This is a genomic window from uncultured Acetobacterium sp. (assembly GCF_927416815.1).
Classification (GTDB): domain Bacteria; phylum Bacillota; class Clostridia; order Eubacteriales; family Eubacteriaceae; genus Acetobacterium.
This window is the reverse complement of sequence record NZ_CAKMJU010000043.1, coordinates 1-25,123: the sequence shown is the minus strand read 5'-3', so window position 1 is coordinate 25,123 and position 25,123 is coordinate 1. Positions and strand designations below refer to the sequence as shown.

Below are 25,123 nucleotides of genomic sequence, written 5' to 3'. Positions count from 1 at the left end.
CTATTCAATGACAATCAATTCGGTGTCAATATCTTTTGTCATGTCTTGACCGAACCATTTCATCGAAATTTCTGTCATCTTGCCACTTTCCTGCAATGCTTTAATGGCTTTATTAAACTGTTCAGTCATTGTGGTGTCAGCTGAACGAGCGGTAATCCCAATCGGTTCATTGGTCAATACATCTGAGCTAACCACGTAGAGATCTGGATTTTGCGCAACATAATACATCGCTACACCAACATCTGTAATGACATTATCGATTTGTTTGCCTTGAAGTGCTGCAAATGCGTCCAACATACCATCAAATTTTTTGATCTCAACATTAACGCCTTCGTCAAGCTTTAATTTTTCGGCAGCAATATCTGCAGTAGTTTCAATTTGTGCCCCTAGTGTTTTGCCTTCCAGCTCTTTAAAAACCTTAACCGGAGTTGCATCTTTTCGGGATACAATGACAATCCCGTTGGCAACATAGGGTTCACTCATGCTAAAGCCTTCAAGACGTTCTGGGGTAATACTTGTACTTGAAATGATGACATCATATTGTTTAGCATTTAAGCCGTTAAAGATACCATCCCAGGCAACTGTCTGAAACTCAACCTCTACTCCTAATTCTTCTGCTAAAGCACTTGCAAAGTCAATGTCAAAACCAACTAATTCATTTTGATCATTTCTAAATTCCATCGGCAGGTAGGTATCATCAACACCAATACTTAACACCCCATCCGCTAAAGCATCTTCCGCATTTTTGGTGCCTCCGGAGGCACATCCTGTTAAAACAAGTGCCGATAGTAGTAACACAACCAGCGATAGACCTAATCGTTTTCTTTTCATAATCTTCTCCTTTCGCTATTCCTAATGGTGTTAATTATATATTATTTTGCAAACATTAACAAGTTTTTTTAAAACTCGCTGAATATTTATACGTTTTTGGGCCGTCTTTTTTGTATTTTACGAGAAGGTGTTAATAAAAATTCCAATAATATTGATGCCACCCAACCAGGTTCCAACACTGCTCCCCAGGTTGGCAAAAACTACCACCATCAACACCTTGGTTACCTTATTCCGCCAGAGGCCTTTGATGCTGCCGAGATCTTTGGGCAGGGATTCAAAATCTTCCACCTTTGGTTTCCGGAAATGGGCTTCGGTCATACCTGCAAACCATCCCGCAGCCAGCAAAGGATGGAGGGTAGTAATGGGAGCCGCCACAAAAGCCGTCAGCACCGAGAGAACATGTCCCCCTGCCAGCAGAGTTCCCAACGCTGCTAACAGGCCAGTCCAGAGGATCCAGGTTTTCGCCTGCTCCCAGCCGGAACTGGGGCTGACAATAAATGTCACAACGATTAGCACCAGCAGAATAATTGGAATCATCCAACCAATTACCTTTCCAGCATTTGATTTTGGCGGAACGACTTCCAGTTTCTTAAGATCCTGTTCTTTATATATCTCTTCTTTAATTCCTGGTACATGTGCTGCTCCAAGAACCGCAACGACCTTGTCACCTGGAGCATTCTTTATTTTATAAGCCAGATATTGATCCCGTTCATCAACCAGATACTTTTTTACACCTTTAAAAGCTGAGCCCATTTCTGAAAGCGCTGCTGTTAGCATATCGTCAGATTTCAGATTCTCCAGATCTTCTTCGGTAATCTCTTCATCATCGACCACGCTGAGAACAATCGAAAAGAGTACCTTGATCTTTTCCCATAAACTGCACCCCCGCCAGATTCGATTAAAGGTAATCTGGATGCTGCGATCAGCCAGCACCAGTTTTGCCCCGTACTCTTTGGCACAGGCGATCCCTTCCATCATTTCCTGGCCGGATTCAATGCCGAACTGTTCTGCTAGCTTACGCTGATAGTTGGACAATAAGATATTTACAAACATAAAGCCTGCCCGTTTGTTTTTAATAATCTGAATCAGGTCAGTATTCGACCATTTGTCTTTCTGATTGATTGCTTCATAACGCTGTTGATCGAGTTCGATACAGATTGAATCCGGTCTTTCCTTTTCGATCGTTTGCCGCACTTCTTCGACACTATTTTTTGAAACATGAGCCGTTCCAATTAAAATTATTTCTTTGCCGTTATAATCAAGCCGTGTAATATTTGCTTCCAATGAACTTCCTTTCTTCAGGTTTTGTCCAGAAAAAACTGGTCATTCCAGGTGATCAAAAAATCACACTGACCAGTTATCTTACTACCTATTGCTGCTATGAATAAAGTTTTAATCACGATATCATGAAAGTCCTTCTATTTGTCGATTTTTGCCACTGAACCGCGAATATGAACCTCATGGGGCACATATACATTTTTGACGGTGCGGTCGCCGTCTTTTTCACAGAGTTTAATCAGCATTCGCATCGCAATAGCTCCGATATCATACATGGGCTGGGCTACCGTGGTAATTTGAGGTCTGGTCCATTCAGCGATCCAGAAATTATTAAAGCCGCAGATACTAATATCTTCAGGAATTTTCTTACCCATCTCTTCGGCGCAACGAATCGCTCCCAATGCGGTCTGATCATTAAAACAGAAAACACAGGTGAAATCAACCCCTGCATTAATGGCTTCCTGCATCATTGTATAGCCACCGGAAAGGCTCAACTTTTCTCTGAGAATGCGGCTGTCATCAAATTCGATGTCGTTTTCATCAAAAGCTTTGATAAAACCCTTTTTTCTTTCCTGATAAATATAGCCTTCTTCCAATTCATCAAAAAACAACATGAATTTTTTATGACCTAATTTTATCAGCTCGGTCGCTAATTCATATGCTGCCGTTTCATTATTAATTAAAACCCCGCTGAGTACACCGCTATCATCGGGAATACAGCCTAACACCACCTCGCTGGGTGCATCAATGAGTTCGGCCTGCATTTCGTCACTGAGGTCTTTGCCGACATAGATAATCCCGTCACATTGTTTTTCAACTAGGACATTCAGCGATTTTTTTTCTTTTTCCGGATCAAAATCGGTATTACTCAAAATAATATTGTAATGGTAGATCCCACAAACATCTTCGGCTCCACGGACAATCTCGGTATAATAGGGGTTGGTAATATCAGGGATCATAATTCCCATGGTATTGGTTTTTTGAATTTTCAGACTTCTGGCAATGGCATTGGGTTTATAACCCGTTTTCTTTATGGCTTCCAATACCCGTTCCTTTGTTTCTTCGTTTACTAAGGGTATATTATTAACAACTCGGGATACTGTTGCAACAGAAACATTAGCTTCTTTGGCAACATCTACGATTTTTACTCTCATCTCTTAACCTTTCAAATTTCATAAACAATAGCACCAGCCGGCTATTAACAGCCTTCCACCGCTTTGATGGCATCCAGAATCAGTTGGGGTGAGCGACGGCATTTTTCTTCTGGCACTGCACAGGGAGCAAAACGCAAACCATTTCCCAAGGCCACAATAAATGTATTTTTTTCCATTAAATAACTACTAACTTCTTTTGGTTTATCACAAGGAATACTGATAAAGAATCCGTCGCAATAGGTAACCATTTTCAGGCCTATTTTTTGCGCTTCTTCGACAAAGGCCGCTGCTCGACGTCTTAAGATACTTTTGTAAAAGCTCTGTTCGGCCATCGTCTGATTATATAAGGCATCATTGGAAAAAATTTTGGTGATCGTTTCCATCGCTCCCCGGGTTCCATTTGACCAGTTGCCGCGGTTGGAATAGGTACAGGCATTGGCAAATTCACTGGCGATTTCTTCAGTCTGTGCGACACAAAGAATGGCTCCGTTTCTAAGTCCGTACATGGTGTAACCCTTTGAACAGCTAAATGCATAGAGGGTCAGCACATTAGTGGGCATCCCGGTCAGCATTTTCATAAATTGACGGGCTTCATCGCCTTCGCCGGCAAAATCGATGTAAGCCAGATCAACCAGCAGAATAATTTTTGATTGTGGCTGAGCCTCGGCTGTTTCAGTTACAAAGTTCTTAATCGCTTGCCATTCTTCTAGCGAAATCGTATAACCGGTGGGGTTATGTGCCGGGGTATTGAGAACAGTTAACACCCGTTGCTGTTTTTCCAGCAGTTCCAGAATGCTGTTTTTCCAGCCTTCTAAATTAAATCCGCCCTTTTCGTTATACAGCGGGAAGGTGGTGATCTTTCTATGATTTTCATCAGCAATGGTGGCGTAGGCTGCCCAATACCAGTCGGTCAGTAAAATCGCATCGCCCATTTGGGTATAATTACAAAATGCGTGGCGAATGGCTCCGGTTCCACCGGGGGTAGCTACAGCCTGGATATGACCTTCCGGTCGACAGTCTTTAAAACAAGCTTCGGTAATCTTTTCTAAAAAATCCGGCTGACCGGCTAGTCCCGAGTAATCTGCAATCAGATTGTTTGGCAGGCCTTTTAAAGTATCATAGACTGATTTGAATGCCACTAATTCTCCATTGTCATCCATCAGGGCTCCGATGGTTGAATTAATCACGGCTTCTGGTCCCAATTCTCTGGTCCGGCTGGCCGCCTCTCCGGCAATTCTGAAAATCGGGTCAGTACCACCCTCTCGCAAGGATGTTTCAATAACCATTTCTGCTTTTTTCATGTTTCCTCCCGCTAAATCCATAGCTTATTTATAAATTTTTTTCTTTCTGTTTCGTATAAATTGTTCCCCTGGGTATCAATCACCACAATGGCCGGAAAATCTTCAACTTCAATTTTTCGAATCGCTTCAGTTCCAAGATCCTCATAGGCGATGATCTCAACTGATTTGATACAATCCTGCAATAATGCCCCGGCGCCACCGACACAGGCAAAATAAACCGCATCATTGCTGATCATACTATTGATGACCCGCTCACTTCTATTGCCCTTGCCAATCATACCACCCAGTCCCTGGTCCAGCAGCTCTGGGGTATAGACATCCATTCGGCCACTCGTTGTCGGCCCGGCTGAGCCAATAATCTCTCCGGGTTTGGCCGGGCAGGGTCCGACATAATAAATGATTTCATCAGTGAAATCCATCGGTAAAGGCAGTCCCTTTTCCAGAGCTAGGCTCATCCGCTGATGCGCTGCATCCCGGGCTGTATAAATGATCCCGGAAATCCTGACATGGTCTCCGGCTTTTAACTTTTTTCGTTCCTTTTTTCGCAAAGGTGTTCTGATCTCAATAACAGCCATCTATAATTCCCTTTCCACATGTCGATTCACATAACAGGATATATTAACCGCCACCGGCAGTCCTGCTATATGGGTCGGAAAGACTTCCACATTAACACCCAGTACGGTGTTGATTCCGCCCAGACCCATTGGTCCGATTCCCAGTGCATTGGAGGCTTCTAATAAGTAGTCTTCCAGCGCTTCGATATGGTCGAGTCGATTATGTTCGCCCAAGGGTCGACCGAGCGCTTCCTTTGCCATTAATGCGGCTTTTTCCATGGTACCGCCAACCCCGACCCCCACCACAATCGGTGCGCAGGCATTGGGACTGCCAGTTTCGACGGTTTGGAGCACAAAGGCTTTAACCCCCGCCATGCCATCTGACGGTTTTAGCATTTTCAGGGCGCTGGTGTTTTCACTGCCAAATCCCTTGGGCAGGATTTTTATTTTTAACCGATCACCCGGAACAACCTGATAATGAATCACCGCCGGAGTATTGTTTCCAGTATTGGTGCGGATAAAGGGATCCGCAACAACCGATTTTCGCAGGTAGCCTTCCTGATATCCCTTGGCCACCCCAGCCTGGAGCGCCTCTTCAAGACTGCCCCCTTCAATGGTCAGATCCTGTCCAAAGGTGACAAACATCACAACCATGCCAGTGTCCTGGCAAATCGGGATATTTTTAGTTTTAGCAATTTCAAAGTTACAAAGCATCGTGTCTAGAATCTCTTTTCCATTGACAGATTCTTCCGATCCCCTTGCCCTTAGCAGTCCTTCCATCATATCCGCTGATAAATGGGTATTGGCTTCAATACACATCTCTGCGACATCATCGATAATCTGCTGAATTCCAATTTTTTTCACTGCCTTCTCCTTATTTTATGTTCTTTTATAGCTTATCAACTTGATCATCGCAGTCTTGTTCAATCTGCCTTGCGGTATCTTTTCCAATTCGGATCGAATGAACGGACAGATATATCCCACCAAAAAGAATGATGAAATAAAAGCTGATCAGACGCCAGATTATCATCGCTACCGCGGTATTGCCAAGCCCGTAAATTGGTCCAAACAAGAGCAAAAATCCTGCTTCAGCTCCCCCGGCAGCGCCAGGTGTGGGGACAAATGCCACGGCAACATAAAGGATTGCCTGAAGTGAAATAATCGTAACCACATTACTATCATGCAAGCCCAATGAACGATACACCCAGTAATTGACAGAGTAGAGTACCAGTATTTGCAAAATGGAAACTGCAAATAATTTCAAGGTTTGCAGTTTATGGCTTTTTAATTCTTCAATGGCGATCTGATATTCTCTGATAAAGTGTTTGACCTTCTCGCGATACTTTGCCGCATTTTTCAAAATACGAAACTTCAGTAAAAGCTCCAAACACCCCAACATTATCGTTTTTGCCGCATTGACGTTAAAAGCCAGAATAAAGATTAATACCACCCCGGCAATATTGACAATAAGCCCAACCGCAATCAACCATTTGGCGGCTTCCAAACTCTGGTGTAAGGTTGTGATACTGAGTATCGTGGCGATAATCGCCAGAAAGGTTACTGAGACCTGATACAGTGCATATTTTTGAACAAGTACCGCGGTACCCGAGCCAAATGTATAATTTTTCCTGGACATCTCATAGAGTTGCAGGGGCTGACCTCCGGTGGCACTGGGCGTGATTAAATTATAATACTGACCAATCATCGTCACTGTCCAGGCAAAATGAAAGGTCTCATCAGGATTATCCCGACGCATCAGTTTTAATAGCATCACGGCTTCTAATGACCAGTATATAAAAACACTGCCAATTCCCAGCAACAGAAAATAACCATTGGCCTGTTTAATTGTCCTCAAAAACGTTTCCGGATCAACTTGTGTTAAGATGATAACCGCGGTCGCGCTGATTAACAAAACAAAAAACAAATAGCTCGAGTATTTCTTCCAGAATTTTGATTTCCAAAACTTTTCTTTGCTTCTGGCTTGATCCATTGTCTACCATCCTATTTTTGATTGAATTAATTATAACACACTGTTATGGTAAAGTAATGTAATTTTCAGCTGTTTTCATGAAATTTTCATGAAATTGATACTAAATCAAACCTTCAAACTGATGCTGTCGCAGGGCTTCATATAAAACGATGTTAACAGCATTTGAAAGATTCAGTGAACGGGCCTTTTGATGATTTCTCATCGGTATGCGAAACCGATTCTCTGCATGGCTTTGATGAATTTCTGGGGGTATTCCGGCGGTTTCTTTTCCAAACATCAGAAAAGCATCCGCGTCATAGCTAATCTGATGATAAAACTTAGTCGCTTTGGTTGTTAAAATATAAAGCTTGGCTTCTGGATTTTTTTCTAGAAACTGCTCAAAAGAATCGTAGATACTCACCTTAACTAACTCCCAGTAATCCAGACCAGCCCGTTTTAATTGTTTTTCGTCGAGTGAAAAACCCAGCGGTTTGATCAGATGAAGATTTGTCTCGGTCAAGGCACAGGTTCTGGCGATATTTCCAGTATTTTGTGGTATTTCTGGTTGGTATAGTACAATATTCATGTTCATTCCTTTTCATTTTGTATTTGTTCACTGATATTATAATCGAAAAAAGTCCAATTTTTTGCTTTTTTAAGATAATCCTGATCTTCCAGGAACATTTAAAACCAACAAAGAAATTGAACTTTTATGACTGGTTGTTTATTGAATGGTATCCCCATTGATACTACTTTTCTTTGAATCCGGTTTTTGATTCGTTTTCGGCAAATAGATTGAAAAGGTGCTCCCCTTGTTTGGAATTGAGTCAATCTTTATTTTGCCATTATGTTTTTTGACGATGTAGTCGGCAATATTCAAGCCCAAACCGACTCCGCCGGTTTCTCGATTTCTGGCATCGTCGACCCGATAAAAGCGGCTAAAAACCTTTGCCTTATCTTCTTCGGTGAGGCCGATTCCGGTGTCCTTCACCTCGATAACCAGGTGTCGTTTTCCCTGAACCAGACACAATTGAACCTTACCGCCAATTGGTGTATATTTAATGGCATTATCCACTAAAATTCGGACCGCTTGCTTCAATCGTTCTTCATCACCCCGGTATTGAATTCCGGACGAAATATTTTCACTCAATTCGATTTCTTTTTCATTGGCTAATTCAGTCATCAGATCGACCATTTGTTGACACATCGAGGATAAATCAAAAACTTCCTTGTCAATCGCCAACCGCTGATTCTCGGCCTGAGCCAGTAGCAATAGCTCAGAAATGAGTTTGGCCATGGTTTCTCCCTCACTGGCGATGTTGTTGAGCCACTTCATATTATCTTTAATCTGTTCTTCTTCTTTGAGCTTCAACACCTCGACATTGGTTTGGATCACTGTCAGCGGGGTTCGTAGTTCATGGGAAGCATTGGCAATAAACTTTTTTTGATCTTCAAAGGTATCTCGAATCGGTTGCAGGGATTTTCCCGCCAAAAAATAAGAGATCGGCACCAGCACTGCAATCGAACCAATTCCGATTAAAAACAAAAAGGAAATGACATAGGCAATAATCGATCGCTCCGTCGAAATCTGCTGAAATACCTGAAGTACATAGTCGTTGGAGTTATTGGAATAAGGCAGGGTATAAACGCGATATTCAATATTTTCCGAGACCAGCAGATTAAATTGCGGGGTTTCATTCTTATTAATGGATAACTCGTATCCCATCATAATCAAATTGCGATCATCCACCTTCATCGATTTGACAATATTGCTGCTGTCCCACATGATAAACTGATAACCGAATTTATCATGCACAGAATCACCGGAATTGATCGGCTGGGAGCTTGTCTGGCCATTATTTTGGATTATTTCCTTGGCCACCGTGGTCAAATACATTTCACCGGAAAGACTGAGACTCCAGTTTACTAAAAACCCCAGCAGAAAAATGAACATAAACATGAAGATCACCAGGATCAGGGTATTGAACAGGGTGATCTTGCGCTTGATTTCTTTAAACATGGGCCTTAACTCTCCAACCTATTTTTTCCCAAGTGTATAGCCTACCCCTCGGATGGTATCAATTTTAACCTGGGTGTCGACAATTTTTTTGCGCAGATTGTGAACATAGATTTCAATATTGTTTTCATTGACTTCTTTATCAAATCCCCAGACGCGGTCGAGAATCTGTTCCCGCGTAAAAACCTGATTAGGTCTTTTTAAGAGCATTTCCAGAATCTTTGCTTCCTTGACTGATAATTTGAATTCCTTATTTTCAGTTTGCAGGATGTTCTTTTTGGTATTGAAACTGACGTCTTCAAAAACAATCGTCTCGCCCTTAATGCCGTGATCCGGACGGCGTCCTAGTGCCCGAATCCGGGCAAACAATTCTTTGGCTGAAAAAGGTTTGATTAAATAGTCATCGGCTCCCAAATCTAATCCTTTTACCTTATCATCAATGGTACCCTTGGCCGTCAGCATCAGCACCGGGGTGTTGATCCCCTGGTCGCGGATCTGCTGCAGAATTTCAATGCCACTTTTAATCGGCAGCATAATATCTAAAACAATGACATCATAAATGGGATTCAATGCAAATAACAGACCTTCCTCCCCATCGTTGGCAATGTCACAATCGATGTTTTGTATTTTACATAATTCCTGGAGTGCATCGGTTATTTTTTTTTCGTCTTCTACAAATAATATACGCATAAAGCGACTCCTTCCATATTTTGGATTTTGATTATAAGCTAACATCTAATTATAGAGCCAAAATCTTAAAGCTATATAAAACAAAGAAAATATGATATTATTCTAGGGTAATCGAAAATTACCTTACCGACCAATTGTTAATCTGTTGTGACCGAGGGGCAGACCCGCTGCTGCGGGATCGGACTAGTCGTCGCCGTGTTCACCGCGACACAAACAACATGATGCAACAAGGGTCTGACCCCTAGGTCATTGTCGACACTACTTTTTTCTTTTTTATTTATCAATTGGTTATGGAGGTTCCTCATGAAAGAAATACTGATTATCGAAGATGATAAAAAGATATCCCGGATCATTGAGCTGCAGCTTAAGCATGCGGGCTTTGCGACAGTTATGGCTTTTACCGGCCGTGAAGGAATTGAAGCCTATCATCAGAACCCAGAGTTTGATCTGATTTTACTGGATATTATGCTGCCGGAGGTTTCCGGTTATGATGTTCTAAAATATATTAAAGCGCAGAATCACCACCTGCCGATTATCCTCTTAACCGCCAGAGATGATACCAGTGATGTGGTCACCGGTTTTGAACTTGGTGCCGATGATTATGTCACCAAACCCTTTAACTTTGAAGAACTGCTGGCCCGGATCAAAGCTAACATCAGGAAAAGCACCTCAGAAACTGCACAAAACAGCCATCTGGTTTTTAAAGATGTCGTCATCGATCTGGACTCTTTCAGCGTTAAGCGCCAGTCCCAGAAAGTCAGCTTGTCGCGGACTGAATTCGATCTATTTTATTATCTGGTGCTCAACCACGATCTGGTTCAGTCCCGGGAACAGATCCTTGACAAAGTCTGGGGCTTTGATTATGACGGCGGCGATAATATTGTCGACGTCTATATTAAATATCTGCGCGACAAAATCGACCGGGATTTCGATCAAAAACTAATCCAAACCGTTCGGGGGCGGGGCTATGTGGTTCGATAAGCTAAATATCCCCGGTCGAAAAAAGCCGCTGAAAATCTATCACCGGATCGTTTTCTTTTTCATTTTGGCTCTCACCGCAGTGCTGACCCTGTCATTTTTAATGGTGTTCTTTTTTTCGCAACAGCTGATTTTAAACGAAAGCAAATCGACGATGATCCGCTTTAATCATTATGTCATCAATACCCTTGATGAAAACATGCCTGCCTTGCTCAGCTTACCAGCTGATGCCCGTCTGGAATTCATATCCAACAAACTCTACCCCTATGTCAAGGATAACCCCCTGATTGCCTATCAGCTTAAAGATAACCAGGGTAATATTTATCAATCTTCAGAAATCCTGAGTGACTTACTGATTGCCGAAAATCTGGAAAAGTACGATTTTCATTTATTTGAATTTAGCTTTGATGATGATAATGAACAGCTGGTCCTGGTCAACTCACTGCGACATAACCAGATTGAATACTATTATCTGGGGTCTTACTATGTTCTCGAAGATGGCAATGTTATCTATCTTCAGATTATCAAAAACCTCAATGACAGTTACGTGTTTATGACCACCTTGTTTGTCCTGATGATTGCCATCAGCATTCTAGGCTTAATCGCGATTATCTTAATCGGCATTTACGGTACCAAACAAACCCTCAAACCGCTGATTGAAATTTCGGAAACTGCTAAAAACATTACTGAAAACAACCTCAATGTGCGGATTGAAGAAACCGGCAACAAGGATGAGCTGGATCAGCTGATTATCTCTCTAAACCAGATGATTAAGAAACTGGAGTCGGCTTTTAATAACCAAAAGCGCTTTGTTTCTGATGCCTCCCATGAGCTGCGGATCCCGCTAACGGTTATTCAGGGTTATATTGATATTCTATCCGATTGGGGCAAGCATGATCCCCAGCTTCGGAATGAATCGATTGAAGCGATCCAGGATGAAATTCGGGGAATGAACAAGATCGTCGAAGACTTACTACTGATTACTCGGATTGAAAACAATTATTTTGATGAAGATTTTGTTGCTCTTGATATTTCGGTACTCCTGGAAAAAATATTTCATCAGTGTCAGATGATTGATCCGGATCATCAGTATATTCTGGAATCCTGCGACCAGGCCTTTATCCGTGGCAACGAAGGCCTGTTAATCCAGGCAATCCGGGGTCTTCTCGACAATAGCCGCAAATACACCCCGCTTGGCGGAACCATCACCCTGAGCTGTCGGATTAACCATAAAAAAATGAATGAAATTTCAGTCAGTGATACTGGCTGTGGCATTCCCTCCGCGGAACTTGAAAAAATCAAGGAACGATTTTACCGCATCAGCAGTGACCGTTCCCGATCAACCGGCGGTTCCGGCCTGGGTTTATCGATTATTGACAGCATCGTCAGTATTCATCGCGGCAAACTGATCATTAGCAGTCAACTCGGTCAGGGCACGAAAGCAGCTATTTTTCTTAAAAAGCACTAATCAAAAAAGGGGCGATCACATCGCCCCACTCAATAATTATAAACATTCTGCGAAAATCTGCACGGCCTGATCAATTTCTTTTTTGGAAACGACCAAGGGTGGTACAAAACGAATCGCATTACTTCCAGCAGTGATTAGCAACAAACCTTTTTCCATCGCTTTAGCAACGATGACAGCCAGATCGGCATCAATCTGGACGCCGACAATCAGTCCCATCCCGCGAACTTCCTTAATCGCCGGATGGTCTTTTCGTAACGCTTCCAGTTTGGTTTTCAGATAATCCCCTTTTTCCGTTACCGCTTCAAAAAATCCAGTTGTCGTCAGGGTTTCGATCACATATTTAGCTGCTGCACAAACAAATGGATTCCCCCCAAAGGTGGACGCATGAGTTCCCGGTGTAAAAACTTCGGCGATATGCTCTTTGGCGATGATACCGCCGATCGGAACCCCACCACCTAAGCCTTTGGCCATGGTCACCACATCCGGCACGACTCCATATTGCTGGTAAGCAAACAGTTTTCCGGAACGGCCGATCCCGGTTTGAACCTCATCAAAAATCAGGACAATGTTTTGCTCATCACAGATTTTTCGGACTTCTTTTAAATAGTCCGGATCGGCGGGATATATTCCGCCTTCGCCCTGAATCGGCTCTAAAATAATGCCACAGGTTTTAGGGCTGATCTGAGCCTTTAGTGCATCAATATCATTGTAAGCTACATGGTAGATTTCAGGCATCAGCGGCTCCAGATTTTCCTGGTATTTTTTTTGACCAGTGGCGGTAATGGCGGCATAGGTACGGCCATGGAAGGACTGGTTCATCGCAATGATTTCGACAGCGTCCTTGCTTTTTTTGAGCTTGCCGTAAACCCGGCACAGCTTTAAGGCCGCTTCGCAGGCTTCCGCGCCACTGTTGCAAAAGAACACCTTGTCCAGTCCGCTGGCTTTGGTCAGCATCTCGGCCAGCTCAATTCCCGGTTCGGACCAGTAAAGATTAGAAATATGTACCAGTTTTTCCATCTGTGCCTGCATCGCCGCCAACAGACCGGGATCGGAATGACCCAAGGCATCGACAGCGATTCCGGCGACAAAATCAAGATATTCTTTGCCTTCACTATCCGTTAGCACACAGCCTTGACCCTTATCAAAGACCAGTGGAAAACGCTTATAGGTTGCCATGATCACATTGTTTGCTCGTGTTATTAAATCCATTTTGTCCTCCTAAATAATCGAACGTCGAATCATCGTTCCTACCCCGGCGGCCGTGAATAGCTCTAGCAACATCGAATGCTGCACCTTGCCATCTAAAATATGCACCGAATTGACCCCCTGGTTCAGGGCATCGACGCTATTTTCAACCTTGGGGATCATCCCTCCTGAGATAATCCCTTCCTCAATCAGCTTAGGCACATTCTCGGCAAAGAGCCGCCGAATAATCGAATCCGGATTGTCCGGATCCATATAAACCCCATCGGTATCAGTCAGGTAGATCAATTTTTCAGCTTTTAAGGCTTTGGCAATGGCATAGGCCACATGGTCGGCATTAATATTGTAGCTCTGACCGGTCTTATCGGTGCCAATCGGGGCAATTACCGGCAGGTAATCATCTTTTAAGAGGGTATTCAGGAGCCGATTATCGACATGAATGATGTCCCCCACAAAACCGATGTCCAGATTATTGACAAACTTCTTTTTAACCTTTATCATCCCGCCGTCTTTGCCGGAAAGACCAACGGCATTCATTTCTCGGTTCTGAAGCAGCTGGACAATTTCCTTATTGATTTTTCCAGATAAGACCATCTCGGCAACTTCGACTACCTTTTCGTTGGTAATTCGCAACCCTTCGACAAACTCGGTGTGGATTTCCAGATCACTTAGCATTCCGGAGATATCTTTGCCACCGCCATGCACAATAACTACACGGATGCCGACGAGTCGCATCAGCGAAATATCGTCCATTACCGACTGTTTTCTGGCCTCATCATACATAAAACTACCACCATATTTGATGACCATGGTTTTCTTTTTGAATTGTTGGATATAGGGCAAGGCTTCAATTAGAATCTTGGCCTTTTCAATATATTTTTCCATTGCTTACTCTTTTCTTTATTTTAACTTCGATAATCGCCATTGATCTTAACATAGTCATAGGACAAATCACAACCCCAGGCGACCGCTTTTTCGTCGCCTTCTTCCATTTCAACCGCAATATGAATGTCTGTTTCGGATAAAACTTTTTTTGCTTCGTCTTCGTCAAAGGCAATCGGGGCACCATCGTTTAACAGGGTAATCATCCCAGCCTGACTCGAAAAAACCAGAGAAACTTTTAATGGATCAAAGTCAGCCCCGGAATAACCCAGGGCGCAGAGTACGCGTCCCCAGTTGGCATCTTCTCCAAATAATGCTGTTTTGACCAGACTCGACGTGATCACCGATTTTGCCAGCTTGCGGGCGTCATCCTTGGTTTTGGTACCACGAACTTCCACTTCAACAAACTTGGAAGCGCCTTCGCCATCGCGAATAATTTTTTTAGCCAGGGTTTTATGAACATAGATAAAGGCTTCTTTAAAAATTTCATAATCTGGGGTATTTTCCTGCAAGGGCAGATTGTCGGCCATCCCATTGGCAATCACCGTGACCATATCATTGGTACTGGTATCGCCATCGACCGAGATCATATTGTAGCTATCGACCGTGGTTTCTTTCAAGAGTTTATCAAGCAAAGCCGGTTCAATCTTTACGTCAGTCGTCACAAAGGACAGCATCGTGGCCATATTGGGGTGAATCATCCCCGAGCCCTTGGCCATCCCCCCAATCTTCACCAACTTCCCGCCAATTTCGACTGCGACGGCGATGGTCTTTTGAATCGTATCGGTGGTCAGAATCGCATTGGCGGCAATATCGCCGTCTTCCTGACTATTTCCCAATTTTGGTGCCAGGGTCTCAATGCCGGATAGGATTTTTTCCACCGGTAAGAGTAGCCCAATCACCCCGGTGGAAGCGATCAGTACCTCCTCGGGCTGAATACCCAAAACCACTGCCGCTTTGTTGGCGGTGGCCATCACTGCTTCCTCGCCTTTTGGTCCGGTACAGGCATTGGCGTTGCCACTATTGACCACCACCGCCTGCTTATAAGGATTATTCATGACTTTATTGCACCAGAGAATCGGCGCCGCCTTGACAACATTGGTTGTGGTCATAATACTGGTTACGGCTGGCACTTCTGAAACAATCATCGCCAGATCACTTTTTCCGCTCGTTTTGATACCGCAATTGATCCCCCCGGTTTTAAAACCGATGGGGGTTGTTACTCCACCTGTCTTTATTACTTTCATGTCTTTACTCCTCGTATTATAATATCTTATCCGAAATTTTTTAAATTGGGAAATCGGCAATAAAGTCGATGCCGGTTTTTTCAGCCAGATCAAAGCAGATATTCATATTCTGCACTGCCTGCCCGGCGGCGCCTTTGATCAGGTTGTCGATGGCACCGACCACAATGACGTGGTTGGTCCGGGGATCAATGGTCAGCCCAATATCACAATAATTGGTCCCTTTTACCCAACGGGTTTCCGGCATCCGGTTTTCCAGGATTCTGACAAAATATTCATCCTGATAGAATTCCCGATAAATTGCCTTGACCTCTTCCAGGCTCAGGTCGACGGTTAGCTTGGCATAGGATAAGGCCAGAATGCCCCGGTTCATCGGCACCAGATGAGGAGTGAACAGGATGTTAAAGTCCTGCCCATTTAACAGTCGCAATTCCTGCTCAATTTCCGGGGTATGGCGATGAGACCCGATTTTATAGGCCTTGATGGTTTCATTGCATTCGCAGTACATCAACTCGGTTATCATTCCCCGGCCAGCTCCGGTTACCCCGGATTTGGCATCGACGATAATACTGCTGGTATCAACCAAATTATTTTTTAAAAGTGGCGCCAGGCTTAAGATGCTGCAGGTGGTATAACAACCGGGATTCGAAATGAGCTGGGCTTTTTTTATCTCCTCCCGATGCAATTCACACAATCCGTAAACGGCTTTATTAAGTAACGGATGATTAAAATGTTCGGTTTGGTACCAGTCTTCATAAACATCAATATCTTTTAGGCGGAAATCCGCCCCCAGGTCAATGACCTTGGTTTTCTCAAGTACATCCGCCGTAACGGTTTTTGATGCAATGCCATGAGGCAAGGCCAGAAAAACCACATCCGACTTTTCGGCCAGTTCCTTGATGTCCGTTGCCTCGCAGACAAGATCAGTAATACTTTCAAAATTTCCGTAGACATCACTGAATTTTTGTCCGGAAAAGCTTCTGGTTCCAATCGTTACTACTTCAACCTCCGGGTGCCGCATTAAAATTCGGATCAGTTCCTGTCCGGCATAACCCGTTCCTCCGATAACAGATGCTTTAATCATTTTAATTTTCCTTTCCTTTCTTAAATGTCTTTGTTTAAAAATAGTAAGAGTTTAGGCAAACAGAATCGCACAATCGATTTAAAAAATCACTACGGGGTTTATCTACAATCTTAATATTCTATTTTTGTTTTCACATAAATAATCCGCCCACACAAGTACTTTAAACATATATTCTACCAAAATAAAGCAGGTCTGTCTGTCTTTTATAAAATTAATTAATATCTTTCTTTTGTATTATACCCGACTCATTATGCATAATCAAGCGTTTTTATGAATAATTATTAATTTTTCATAAGTTTATTCTTTTTATACTTGCATTTTCCATAGAATAATTGTATAATCATTCATGTAATTGAATTGATTATACAAAAGAGATAATTTTCAGGAGGATATAAAATTGAAGAAAAAAGTAATTCTTGCCTATTCCGGCGGATTGGATACCACAACCATTATCCCATGGCTTAAAAATACCTACGACTATGATGTTATTGCTGTCTGTGTAGATGTCGGACAGGGCACCGAACTGGACGGTCTTGAAGAACGGGCCCTTGCTTCCGGCGCCAGCAAGTTATATATCGAAGATGTTACCGATGAGTTTGTCGAAGACTTTGTCTGGCCGGCCCTTAAAGCCGACGCGATTTATGAAAAAAAATACTTGTTGGGCACTTCCTTGGCCCGTCCTTTAATTGCTAAGGTACTGGTAAAATATGCAGAACTGGAAGGTGCTGAAGCGATCTGTCACGGTGCCACCGGTAAAGGTAATGATCAGGTCCGTTTTGAATTGACGATTGGCGCGTTGGCACCACAGTTAAAAATCATTGCCCCCTGGCGAATTTGGGATATTAAATCCCGTGAAGATGCCATGGACTATTGTGTCATGCATGATATCAAGGTGCCAATGTCGATCAGCAACAGTTACAGCCGCGATAAGAACATTTTACATATGAGTCATGAAGGTCTGGAGTTGGAAGATCCCTCTTTAGAACCACAATATAAAAAATTACTGCAAATGACAACACCTCTTGAGGAAGCCCCCGACGAAGCGGAAATTGTCAGCCTTGACTTTGAAGAAGGTATTCCAGTCCGATTAAACGGTGTTGAAATGACTGGTCGGGAATTACTTGAACAACTCAACATTATCGGCGGCCGTCACAGTATTGGTGTCGTGGATCTGATCGAAAACCGGGTGGTTGGGATGAAATCCCGCGGGATTTATGAAACCCCCGGCGGATCAATCCTTTATAACGCCCATGAAGAATTAGAACACATGTGTCTGGATCGTCAAACCTTCGGCTTTAAACAACAGGCGGCCGTTAAGTTTGCTGAATTAGCCTATAATGGTGAATGGTACACGCCCCTTCGCGAAGCTTTAACTGCTTTTGTCGATGAAACCCAAAAAACGGTTACCGGGAATGTTCGTTTAAAACTATACAAAGGCAATATTATCCTGATCGGCGTGACCTCACCTTACTCACTTTATAATGCCGAAATTGCCAGCTTTACCACTGGCGATTTATACGATCATAAAGACGCTGAAGGATTTATCCATTTATTTGGCTTACCACTTAAGGTTCGTGCTTTAATGCGACTCAGCCGAGAAGAAAAAGGGGAATAAAAAATTATGAAAAAAATGTGGGGAGGTCGGTTTTCAAAAAAAACCGACCTTTTAACTGATGATTTTAACTCGTCGATATCCTTTGATCAACGCCTGTATCAACAGGACATCACCGGAAGTATTGCCCATGCCCGCATGCTGGGGAAACAGAATATTATTGAACCAGCTGAAGCGGATATTATTATCGAAACCCTTGAAGCGATTCTTATCGACATCGAAGCAGGCAATATCGAATTTTCGGTATCGATGGAAGATATTCATATGAATGTCGAAGCTATTCTGACCGAACGAATTGGCGATGTCGGCAAAAAACTCCATACTGGCCGCAGTCGAAACGATCAGGTTGCCACCGATATGCGCCTCTATGTTAAAGAAATTGCTGATGACAGCAAGTCACTGATCCAGAATCTAATCCTCACCCTGCTGGACCTGGCCGAAGATCATACCAATACCATCATGCCGGGCTATACCCACCTGCAACGGGCTCAACCAATCACCTTCAGCCATCACCTGATGGCTTATGTGGAAATGTTTAAGCGGGACATGATCCGGATGACCCAGGTCAAAGCCATGGCCGATACCTTACCGCTGGGTTCGGGCGCCTTAGCCACCACCACCTATCCGCTGGATCGGGAAGCAGTGGCAGCCGAGCTGAACTTTGCCGCCGTTTCACTGAATAGTCTGGATGGGGTTTCGGACCGGGATTTCTGTCTTGATTTCCTGGAAGCTGCGTCCGTGTTGATGATGCACCTCAGCCGTTTTTCAGAAGAGATCATCCTCTGGTGCAGCAGCGAGTTTAATTTTATCACCCTCGATGACGCCTTTAGTACCGGCAGCAGTATTATGCCTCAGAAAAAAAATCCTGATATTGCTGAACTGGTTCGCGGTAAAACCGGCCGGGTTTATGGCAATCTGATGGGTCTGCTCACCACCATGAAGGGCATTCCACTGGCTTACAATAAAGATATGCAGGAAGACAAAGAACCGGTATTCGACACCTATGATACCATTAAAATCTGTCTGATCACCTTTGCCAAAATGATCAAAACTCTGACCGTTAATAAAGGCACGATGAAAAAGGCCGCTGCCGGGGGGTTCTCCAATGCCACTGATGCTGCTGATTGGCTGGTTAAACATGGTGTTGCCTTCCGAGATGCCCATGAAATCATTGGCAAACTGGTATTCTTTGCGCTGGAAGAAAAGAAAAGCCTGGATGAATTGACCCTGGAAGAATACCAACGGGTTTCTCCGGTTTTTGATGCGTCCATCTTTGAAGCCATTGATTTAAGTATCTGTGTCAACCAACGAAATATTATCGGCGGACCGGCTGAAGAGCAGGTACGCAAAGCGATTGCCCTTAATCATCAATGGCTGGCTCAAAATTAGCTTTTTAGCTTAACTTTTTTACCCTGCTGATTTGAAGCAAGTTATTTTTTCCACTTACTTTGTCTTGTTTTTCACAAAGATCTATGATATTATTTAGAATAAATAAATTTGCTATTAAACTAAACTTATGAAATAGAGAGTAAGATATGGGTAAATACAAGGTAGGAAAAGAAACGAAGGAAAAAATTTATGAGTCTTCCAAGGCTTTGTTTTATGAGCATGGCTATACCAGTACGACTTGTCTTAAGATTGCCAAAGAATCGGGGGCAAATGTCGGTCTGATCAATTATTATTATGGTTCAAAAGGCGGACTGGGGATTGAAGTTTATAACGAAGTCATGTCGACAATTAAAGCAAAGGTCAAAGAAAATCTCGAAAAATTGGGCATTGAAGCGACACTATTATTGCAGACTGCCATCGAATGGCGGGTTTTGAACAATAATATGCGTTTCAATAAAAATTTCAGCCGTTTTTATTATGATTTATTGAGTGAAAATGTCCTCTATAGAGAACAGAGCGTAGTCACCGATTTTTACCGTAAACTGGCCGAAAGCTGTGATCTTCATTACAGTGGTTTTGAAATAGCCTTTATTTCCTATGCCAGTGCCGGTGCTACCCAAGGTATCAATCTTGCCTATGATGCCGGGCTGATTGATTGTTCTTCCCAGGATTTCATTAATTCCAGCATCCATCTGTTACTCAATAATATGGGACTTGATGCCAAACTCAATGACCATGTGATTAATGAATCCTATGAAATTGAAAATAAATTTACCGTACGAGTCGAAAAAAATTTCAGTATCGTCTAATCGATCTTTTTATTTTTCATCCTGATCCGATCATAACAGTGTCGTTTTAATACGACGCTGTTTTTTTATCTTCATTTTTCTTCACTTATCATTTTTTTCATTTAAATGCGAATAATTTAATGCTCTAAAAGACGGTTATCACACTTCCTTTTCTACACTAAAGTCACTGTAAATATATTATTATTTTTGTTTTAAACGTTTATCATTCAATCTTTTTACGATTATTTTCGTAATTTATTATTTTTTCATATTTATGCTGGACAAATCAGTTTGAACGTGCTATTATCAAAACACACTTAAATATAACTAATATTATACTTAAATAATTTATTAATCACTGGATTTTTTCAGACCATGATAATGCTATTTATCATTCAGTGGTTGCAAATAGACATCAACCAGTGACCTTTATATTAATTCGAAAGGAGGCCGGCCACTGCGAGACGCTAGTCATTTGATTGATGTGTTTTTCCAGCTGTTTGTACGAAACAGTAAACGCTTAACAAAGCGATCGCATTTATTGAGAAAATAAATTAGCAAAATCAGTACAATCGTTTTTGATGCTGATGCATCCGGCACCACCCGTTTTTTAATCCGGGTTGGTGCAAAAACCATAGTCTCCCCGCTCGCTTTTGGGGAGATAACTTGAAGAAGAGGTGAATTATGAAAAATAACATGTTTTTAAAAATTGCTGTGCTGTCTGTATTCTTTGTCCAGATGGGCGTCGGAACCATCACGCCAGCAATCGCCAACATTGCTGCGGCATTCCCGGATGTTCCCTTTACCACCCTGTTACTTGTTTCGACTTTGGCTGTCTTGATGTCAGTTCCGGCAACCCTGATTTCTGGCCGTCTTGCCGGTAGTGTTGTAAAATACAAAACGCTGTTAATCCTTGGTATGGTTCTCTTTATCGGCGGTGGTATCGCTCCTTATTTCATGACTGCTTCCAGCTTTACGGCAATCCTGGCTGTTCGGGCCATCTTTGGGATTGGTCTTGGGATCGTCACACCACTGGGGGCCGCCTTGATCATCGCTTTCTTTGATGGCGAGGTTCGTGCTCAGATGATGGGTTTAAGTGGTGTTATCGGTAATATCGGCGGAATCCTTTTCCAATTACTGGGTGGATTTGCCGCGACGATTTCCTGGGAATATGCCTTCCTTGTTCACGGATTAGGCATTTTAACCCTCGTTATCATTTTATTCCTTCCGGAACCAGCTAAAGCTCCAGTTCAAGCCGCTGGTGAAGCTAAACCAAAATTACCGGGAGCAGTGTTTGCCTTTGCCGGTCTAATCTTTTTTATGATGGTTCTGGTATACCCGATGCTGGTAAACATGTCATCCATCATTGCGGCCAGTGGCATGGGAACGGCCGGTGATGCCGCTCTTGTCTTAACGATGTTTACTGTTGGCGGGATGCTCGGTGGTTTGATTTTCGCCAAGGTCTTTGGTATCTTCAAAAGCAATACAATGCCTGTTGGTGTTGCCCTTATGGCTGTTGCCATGGTCAGCATCGGTCTGGGCAATTCGATCGCCTTTATGTATATCGGAACGACCATCGCCGGTATCGGTTTCAGTTTTGTTATGCCCAGTATCTTCATGAATTTAGGCGCTGCCGTTCATCCCAGCCAGATGCCAACTGCATCCGGAATTGTTATGGCATCGATGAATGTCGGCGGCTTCTGCTCAGCCTATTTCTTTGCATTTTTAGCTGGAATCATGGGTGTTGATATGACGGTCACCATAAAATTTCCTTTTTATATTTCAATGATTGCCTTCGCTGCTATCGCGATAGCACTGCTGTTTGTAAAACCAAAACAACAAGTTGCTCCGCAACCTGAATAACCTTTGCAAATTTGCAATAAAAAAACCACAACGCATTGCTGCTGTGGTTTTTTTATATTTTATTCTGGTCTACTCATTAATTTCTTTCAGCTTTTTGGGGCGAACCATCGTCAGGCCAATTCCCATCAGGATGATGGCAAATCCGGTTAACGAAAGAAACGACGGGGTTTCGCCAACAAAAAAGAACACAAAAATTGGATTAAGGATGGGTTCTGCCAATGCGAGCATCGACGCTTTTAAAGGCGAAATCAGGCGAACGCCGCCTGAAAAAAAGAGATAGGCAATCCCAATCTGAAAGATCCCCAGATAAATCAAACCCAGCCAGCCATAAACTGATATACCAGAAAAATCTAACTGATTGGACATGGTTAATAGAATCACCAGGCCCAGCCACAGATTATTAAGACCAACGATTGAAGCATCCGATATCGGATAGTCTTTATCCAATAAATACTGAACCACCGCATAGGCAATCCCATTGGTTAATGCCAGCAGATCGCCCCAGGCGTTTCCGTCGTCTGAAGCACTTAATATAACAATGATGCCCAGTAAAATAAACAAGCGCGGAATCAAATCGCGTTTTGTTATTTTTTTTCCTTTTACTACATAAAATAAGTAAAGCCATAAAGGCGCTGTGCACTGCAGAATGATGGCATTGGCGGCCGTTGTCATCTTTGTTGTCAGCACAAATATCACGCAAAGATAACAATAGGCGACGATTAGACCGACATAATATTTTGAAAACTTTATTTTTTTCCATTGAATCATGGGCAAAAAAATAAGGCCGGCGATGAGCGCCCGTCCAAATGTAATGGTAAAAGCATTGGCGTCAATCAGCTTGATGAACAAACCACCCGTACTGAATAATACCATCGCCATGAGCACATATAAGGTGCCCTGTGTATTTTTTCCCATGGGTACCTCCTTTTGTTGATTTTTTTTATCATATCATAACCCTCAAATTTTTTCCCTATCTTTTTGTATTTATTTGCTATCTTTTTCGGTATAATATCATTAATAAATCGGAGGTAAACTTTATATGTTATCACAGATAAAAAGTAGCGGATTGCTTGGCGTTAATGGCGTAATTGTCACTGTTGAAATTGATATTTCCCGGGGCCTGCCCTCCTATTCTCTGGTCGGTCTCCCGGATGCCGGCATTAAAGAATCCAAAGATCGGGTTTTTTCTGCCATCAAAAATAATGGTTTTAAATATCCCATGGAACGGATCACCATCAATTTAGCCCCGGCCGATCTCAAAAAAGAAGGCCCGGCTTTTGATCTGGCGATAGCTTTAGGGATTTTAAATGCCTCCGAGCAACTTACCTGGGATCATCCCGAAGATTATCTGATTATCGGTGAACTATCGCTAAGCGGTGAAATAAGAAGTGTTAACGGGGTGCTGCCAATGGTACTGGCAGCCAGGGAAGCCGGGATCACCAATATCCTGGTTCCTTATGAAAACCGGCATGAAGCCGCCGTGGTTCAGAACGTAAAGGTTTATCCCCTGAACGATTTTCATGAAGCGGTTTCTTTTCTGAAAAAAGAACTGATTATTGACCCCTTTAAAGTCGAGCTCTATTCTTTGCTGACCACCGAAAACAGCAGTCACAGCATTGATTTTTCCGATATCCGTGGCCAGGACCAGGCCAAGCGGGCACTGGAAATTGCCGCTGCCGGAGCTCATAACGTGCTGATGAGCGGAACGCCAGGATCGGGCAAGACGATGTTGGCCAAAGGCTTTCCCTCGATTCTGCCCGATCTGACCATCGATGAAGCCCTGGAAATCACCAAGATCCACAGCATTTCCGGGCTGCTTAAGAACAATGCCATTATCAGTCAGCGCCCTTTTCGTTCGCCCCATCATACCATTTCCAAGGTTTCATTGGTTGGCGGCGGGCGGATTCCCAAACCCGGGGAAGTTTCGCTGGCTCATTTAGGGGTGCTCTTTCTTGATGAACTGCCGGAGTTTCAGAAATCGGCGCTGGAAGTTTTGCGCCAGCCCATTGAAGACCAGGAGGTTACCATTTCCCGGGTCAATGCCTCCCTGACTTTTCCGGCCAGCTTTACTCTGATCACCTCGATGAACCCCTGTCCCTGCGGTTACCTCACTGACCCGGCCCATGAGTGTATTTGTACTCCGCAGCAGATTAAAAACTACCAGGGCAAAATATCCGGCCCGCTAATGGATCGCCTGGATATTTTTGTGGAAATCCCCAGCACCACCTATGACGAACTTCAAACCAAACCCAAGGGGGAAAGCTCTTCTGCCATCAAAATACGAGTGGATGCAGCCCGAGTCATCCAAAACAAACGCTATCAGGATCTGGATATTTTTTATAATGCCCAGCTGACACCCAAATTGATGGAGACCTATTGCCAGCTTGGTCCGTCCGAAGAAAAGCTGATGGAAAAAGTCTATACCAAAATGAAGCTCAGCGCGCGGGGCTATCACCGGATTTTAAAACTGGCCCGAACCATTGCCGATCTGGATGATGCCCCAAACATTGCGGTGCCGCACTTGTCCGAAGCGATTCAATATCGGGGGATGACAAAGCTTTCATAATCCCTGGCAAATGTGCCTTTTTTATTCAGAAATGCTATTTCTCCGGTCGATCTCTGGATGGTTACATCCAGGGAAACGGTGGAGAGAATGATCATATCCTCTTTCTCTTCCATACTGAATTCTCCGTAGAAAGGTTAAGTAAAGAGCTTGGAGTAAGCAGGGTGCATCTCTATAAGAAACTGATCTCTATAACAGGGAAAAGCCCGATTGAGTTTATTCGTATAATCCGTCTTAAAACGGCAGCCCAATTAT

The 25,123-nt window shown here is 43.2% G+C and carries 23 protein-coding genes; 7 read left to right on the top strand and 16 right to left on the bottom strand.

Annotation, left to right across the window (positions count from 1 at the left end; genetic code table 11):
• The 10 genes from QZ998_RS07690 to QZ998_RS07645 form a co-directional block, all read right to left on the bottom strand.
• Positions 1-831, bottom strand: a complete 831-nt coding sequence (locus tag QZ998_RS07690) for a transporter substrate-binding domain-containing protein (RefSeq protein WP_296559444.1) — start codon at positions 829-831, stop codon at positions 1-3.
• A 117-nt stretch (positions 832-948) separates the two neighbouring features.
• On the bottom strand, positions 949-2,115 hold the full coding sequence (locus QZ998_RS07685) for a TraB/GumN family protein (RefSeq protein WP_296559442.1): 1,167 nt from the start codon (positions 2,113-2,115) through the stop codon (positions 949-951).
• 134 nt (positions 2,116-2,249) lie between these two features.
• Entirely contained in the window at positions 2,250-3,263 is a 1,014-nt protein-coding gene (locus QZ998_RS07680) for a LacI family DNA-binding transcriptional regulator (RefSeq protein ID WP_296559440.1), read from the bottom strand.
• 44 nt (positions 3,264-3,307) lie between these two features.
• Complete coding sequence (locus QZ998_RS07675) at positions 3,308-4,564, bottom strand: aminotransferase class I/II-fold pyridoxal phosphate-dependent enzyme (protein WP_296559438.1); 1,257 nt, start codon at positions 4,562-4,564, stop codon at positions 3,308-3,310.
• Positions 4,565-4,575: 11 nt separating this feature from the next.
• Positions 4,576-5,139 (bottom strand): Fe-S-containing hydro-lyase, encoded by a 564-nt coding sequence (locus QZ998_RS07670; RefSeq protein WP_296559436.1) that lies wholly within the window; start codon positions 5,137-5,139, stop codon positions 4,576-4,578.
• Positions 5,140-5,982, bottom strand: coding sequence for a fumarate hydratase (locus tag QZ998_RS07665; RefSeq protein WP_296559429.1), 843 nt, complete (start codon positions 5,980-5,982; stop codon positions 5,140-5,142).
• A gap of 25 nt (positions 5,983-6,007) precedes the next feature.
• Positions 6,008-7,108 (bottom strand): lysylphosphatidylglycerol synthase transmembrane domain-containing protein, encoded by a 1,101-nt coding sequence (locus tag QZ998_RS07660; RefSeq protein WP_296559427.1) that lies wholly within the window; start codon positions 7,106-7,108, stop codon positions 6,008-6,010.
• Between the two features lie 100 nt (positions 7,109-7,208).
• The gene (gene trmL / locus QZ998_RS07655; protein ID WP_296559425.1) at positions 7,209-7,673 is read right to left on the bottom strand and encodes a tRNA (uridine(34)/cytosine(34)/5-carboxymethylaminomethyluridine(34)-2'-O)-methyltransferase TrmL; all 465 of its coding nucleotides are present in this window, start codon (positions 7,671-7,673) and stop codon (positions 7,209-7,211) included.
• 138 nt (positions 7,674-7,811) lie between these two features.
• On the bottom strand, positions 7,812-9,107 hold the full coding sequence (locus tag QZ998_RS07650; RefSeq protein WP_296559424.1) for an ATP-binding protein: 1,296 nt from the start codon (positions 9,105-9,107) through the stop codon (positions 7,812-7,814).
• Between the two features lie 18 nt (positions 9,108-9,125).
• Positions 9,126-9,794, bottom strand: coding sequence for a response regulator transcription factor (locus QZ998_RS07645; protein WP_026394376.1), 669 nt, complete (start codon positions 9,792-9,794; stop codon positions 9,126-9,128).
• A gap of 303 nt (positions 9,795-10,097) precedes the next feature.
• Here QZ998_RS07645 and QZ998_RS07640 point away from each other — a divergent pair, with 303 nt between their 5' ends.
• Positions 10,098-10,775 (top strand): response regulator transcription factor, encoded by a 678-nt coding sequence (locus QZ998_RS07640; RefSeq protein WP_296559420.1) that lies wholly within the window; start codon positions 10,098-10,100, stop codon positions 10,773-10,775.
• On the top strand, positions 10,762-12,240 hold the full coding sequence (locus tag QZ998_RS07635; protein ID WP_296559418.1) for an ATP-binding protein: 1,479 nt from the start codon (positions 10,762-10,764) through the stop codon (positions 12,238-12,240). The genes QZ998_RS07640 and QZ998_RS07635 overlap by 14 nt, the downstream gene beginning before the upstream one ends.
• Positions 12,241-12,276: 36 nt before the next feature.
• Here the strand turns inward: QZ998_RS07635 and QZ998_RS07630 are convergent, their stop codons facing one another.
• Genes QZ998_RS07630 through argC form a run of 4 tightly spaced genes read right to left on the bottom strand, consistent with a single transcriptional unit; the run spans position 12,277 to position 16,653 of the window.
• A complete protein-coding gene (locus QZ998_RS07630) occupies positions 12,277-13,449 on the bottom strand; it encodes an acetylornithine transaminase (RefSeq protein WP_296559417.1) in 1,173 nt (390 codons plus the stop codon).
• 9 nt (positions 13,450-13,458) lie between these two features.
• Positions 13,459-14,328 carry an acetylglutamate kinase gene (gene argB, locus QZ998_RS07625; RefSeq protein ID WP_296559415.1) on the bottom strand — a complete coding sequence of 290 codons (870 nt, stop codon included), beginning with the start codon at positions 14,326-14,328 and terminating at the stop codon, positions 13,459-13,461.
• A gap of 20 nt (positions 14,329-14,348) precedes the next feature.
• Complete coding sequence (argJ, locus tag QZ998_RS07620) at positions 14,349-15,572, bottom strand: bifunctional glutamate N-acetyltransferase/amino-acid acetyltransferase ArgJ (RefSeq protein ID WP_296559413.1); 1,224 nt, start codon at positions 15,570-15,572, stop codon at positions 14,349-14,351.
• Positions 15,573-15,612: 40 nt separating this feature from the next.
• Positions 15,613-16,653, bottom strand: a complete 1,041-nt coding sequence (gene argC / locus QZ998_RS07615; RefSeq protein ID WP_296559411.1) for an N-acetyl-gamma-glutamyl-phosphate reductase — start codon at positions 16,651-16,653, stop codon at positions 15,613-15,615.
• A 391-nt stretch (positions 16,654-17,044) separates the two neighbouring features.
• Between argC and QZ998_RS07610 the strand changes: the two genes are divergently transcribed.
• The 4 genes from QZ998_RS07610 to QZ998_RS07595 all read left to right on the top strand — a co-directional run bounded on the left by QZ998_RS07610 (position 17,045) and on the right by QZ998_RS07595 (position 22,305).
• Positions 17,045-18,268: an argininosuccinate synthase gene (locus QZ998_RS07610; RefSeq protein ID WP_366512412.1), complete on the top strand. Its 1,224-nt coding sequence runs from the start codon at positions 17,045-17,047 to the stop codon at positions 18,266-18,268.
• Between the two features lie 6 nt (positions 18,269-18,274).
• Positions 18,275-19,654 (top strand): argininosuccinate lyase, encoded by a 1,380-nt coding sequence (gene argH / locus QZ998_RS07605; RefSeq protein ID WP_296559407.1) that lies wholly within the window; start codon positions 18,275-18,277, stop codon positions 19,652-19,654.
• Positions 19,655-19,800: 146 nt separating this feature from the next.
• Positions 19,801-20,463 (top strand): TetR/AcrR family transcriptional regulator, encoded by a 663-nt coding sequence (locus QZ998_RS07600; protein WP_296559406.1) that lies wholly within the window; start codon positions 19,801-19,803, stop codon positions 20,461-20,463.
• A 663-nt stretch (positions 20,464-21,126) separates the two neighbouring features.
• A complete protein-coding gene (locus QZ998_RS07595; protein WP_296559405.1) occupies positions 21,127-22,305 on the top strand; it encodes an MFS transporter in 1,179 nt (392 codons plus the stop codon).
• A 69-nt stretch (positions 22,306-22,374) separates the two neighbouring features.
• Here the strand turns inward: QZ998_RS07595 and QZ998_RS07590 are convergent, their stop codons facing one another.
• Positions 22,375-23,220, bottom strand: a complete 846-nt coding sequence (locus QZ998_RS07590; protein ID WP_296559404.1) for a DMT family transporter — start codon at positions 23,218-23,220, stop codon at positions 22,375-22,377.
• 124 nt (positions 23,221-23,344) lie between these two features.
• On the opposite strand from QZ998_RS07590, the gene QZ998_RS07585 reads away from it, so the two are divergent.
• Positions 23,345-24,871 (top strand): YifB family Mg chelatase-like AAA ATPase, encoded by a 1,527-nt coding sequence (locus QZ998_RS07585; RefSeq protein ID WP_296559402.1) that lies wholly within the window; start codon positions 23,345-23,347, stop codon positions 24,869-24,871.
• Here QZ998_RS07585 and QZ998_RS07580 read toward each other — a convergent pair.
• On the bottom strand, positions 24,841-24,984 hold the full coding sequence (locus QZ998_RS07580; RefSeq protein WP_296559400.1) for a hypothetical protein: 144 nt from the start codon (positions 24,982-24,984) through the stop codon (positions 24,841-24,843). The genes QZ998_RS07585 and QZ998_RS07580 overlap by 31 nt on opposite strands.
• Positions 24,985-25,123 lie beyond the last annotated feature (139 nt).

Bases quoted from the DNA above. Each gene is read 5' to 3' on its own strand.
- QZ998_RS07675 (WP_296559438.1), bottom strand. From the start codon at position 4,564: ATGAAAAAAGCAGAAATGGTTATTGAAACATCCTTGCGAGAGGGTGGT.
- QZ998_RS07690 (WP_296559444.1), bottom strand. From the start codon at position 831: ATGAAAAGAAAACGATTAGGTCTATCGCTGGTTGTGTTACTACTATCG.
- QZ998_RS07670 (WP_296559436.1), bottom strand. From the start codon at position 5,139: ATGGCTGTTATTGAGATCAGAACACCTTTGCGAAAAAAGGAACGAAAA.
- QZ998_RS07595 (WP_296559405.1), top strand. From the start codon at position 21,127: ATGAAAAATAACATGTTTTTAAAAATTGCTGTGCTGTCTGTATTCTTT.
- QZ998_RS07580 (WP_296559400.1), bottom strand. From the start codon at position 24,984: ATGGAAGAGAAAGAGGATATGATCATTCTCTCCACCGTTTCCCTGGAT.
- QZ998_RS07640 (WP_296559420.1), top strand. From the start codon at position 10,098: ATGAAAGAAATACTGATTATCGAAGATGATAAAAAGATATCCCGGATC.
- QZ998_RS07660 (WP_296559427.1), bottom strand. From the start codon at position 7,108: ATGGATCAAGCCAGAAGCAAAGAAAAGTTTTGGAAATCAAAATTCTGG.
- QZ998_RS07590 (WP_296559404.1), bottom strand. From the start codon at position 23,220: ATGGGAAAAAATACACAGGGCACCTTATATGTGCTCATGGCGATGGTA.
- QZ998_RS07645 (WP_026394376.1), bottom strand. From the start codon at position 9,794: ATGCGTATATTATTTGTAGAAGACGAAAAAAAAATAACCGATGCACTC.
- argJ (WP_296559413.1), bottom strand. From the start codon at position 15,572: ATGAAAGTAATAAAGACAGGTGGAGTAACAACCCCCATCGGTTTTAAA.
- QZ998_RS07585 (WP_296559402.1), top strand. From the start codon at position 23,345: ATGTTATCACAGATAAAAAGTAGCGGATTGCTTGGCGTTAATGGCGTA.
- QZ998_RS07680 (WP_296559440.1), bottom strand. From the start codon at position 3,263: ATGAGAGTAAAAATCGTAGATGTTGCCAAAGAAGCTAATGTTTCTGTT.
- QZ998_RS07600 (WP_296559406.1), top strand. From the start codon at position 19,801: ATGGGTAAATACAAGGTAGGAAAAGAAACGAAGGAAAAAATTTATGAG.
- argH (WP_296559407.1), top strand. From the start codon at position 18,275: ATGAAAAAAATGTGGGGAGGTCGGTTTTCAAAAAAAACCGACCTTTTA.
- QZ998_RS07635 (WP_296559418.1), top strand. From the start codon at position 10,762: ATGTGGTTCGATAAGCTAAATATCCCCGGTCGAAAAAAGCCGCTGAAA.
- trmL (WP_296559425.1), bottom strand. From the start codon at position 7,673: ATGAATATTGTACTATACCAACCAGAAATACCACAAAATACTGGAAAT.
- argC (WP_296559411.1), bottom strand. From the start codon at position 16,653: ATGATTAAAGCATCTGTTATCGGAGGAACGGGTTATGCCGGACAGGAA.
- QZ998_RS07630 (WP_296559417.1), bottom strand. From the start codon at position 13,449: ATGGATTTAATAACACGAGCAAACAATGTGATCATGGCAACCTATAAG.
- QZ998_RS07650 (WP_296559424.1), bottom strand. From the start codon at position 9,107: ATGTTTAAAGAAATCAAGCGCAAGATCACCCTGTTCAATACCCTGATC.
- argB (WP_296559415.1), bottom strand. From the start codon at position 14,328: ATGGAAAAATATATTGAAAAGGCCAAGATTCTAATTGAAGCCTTGCCC.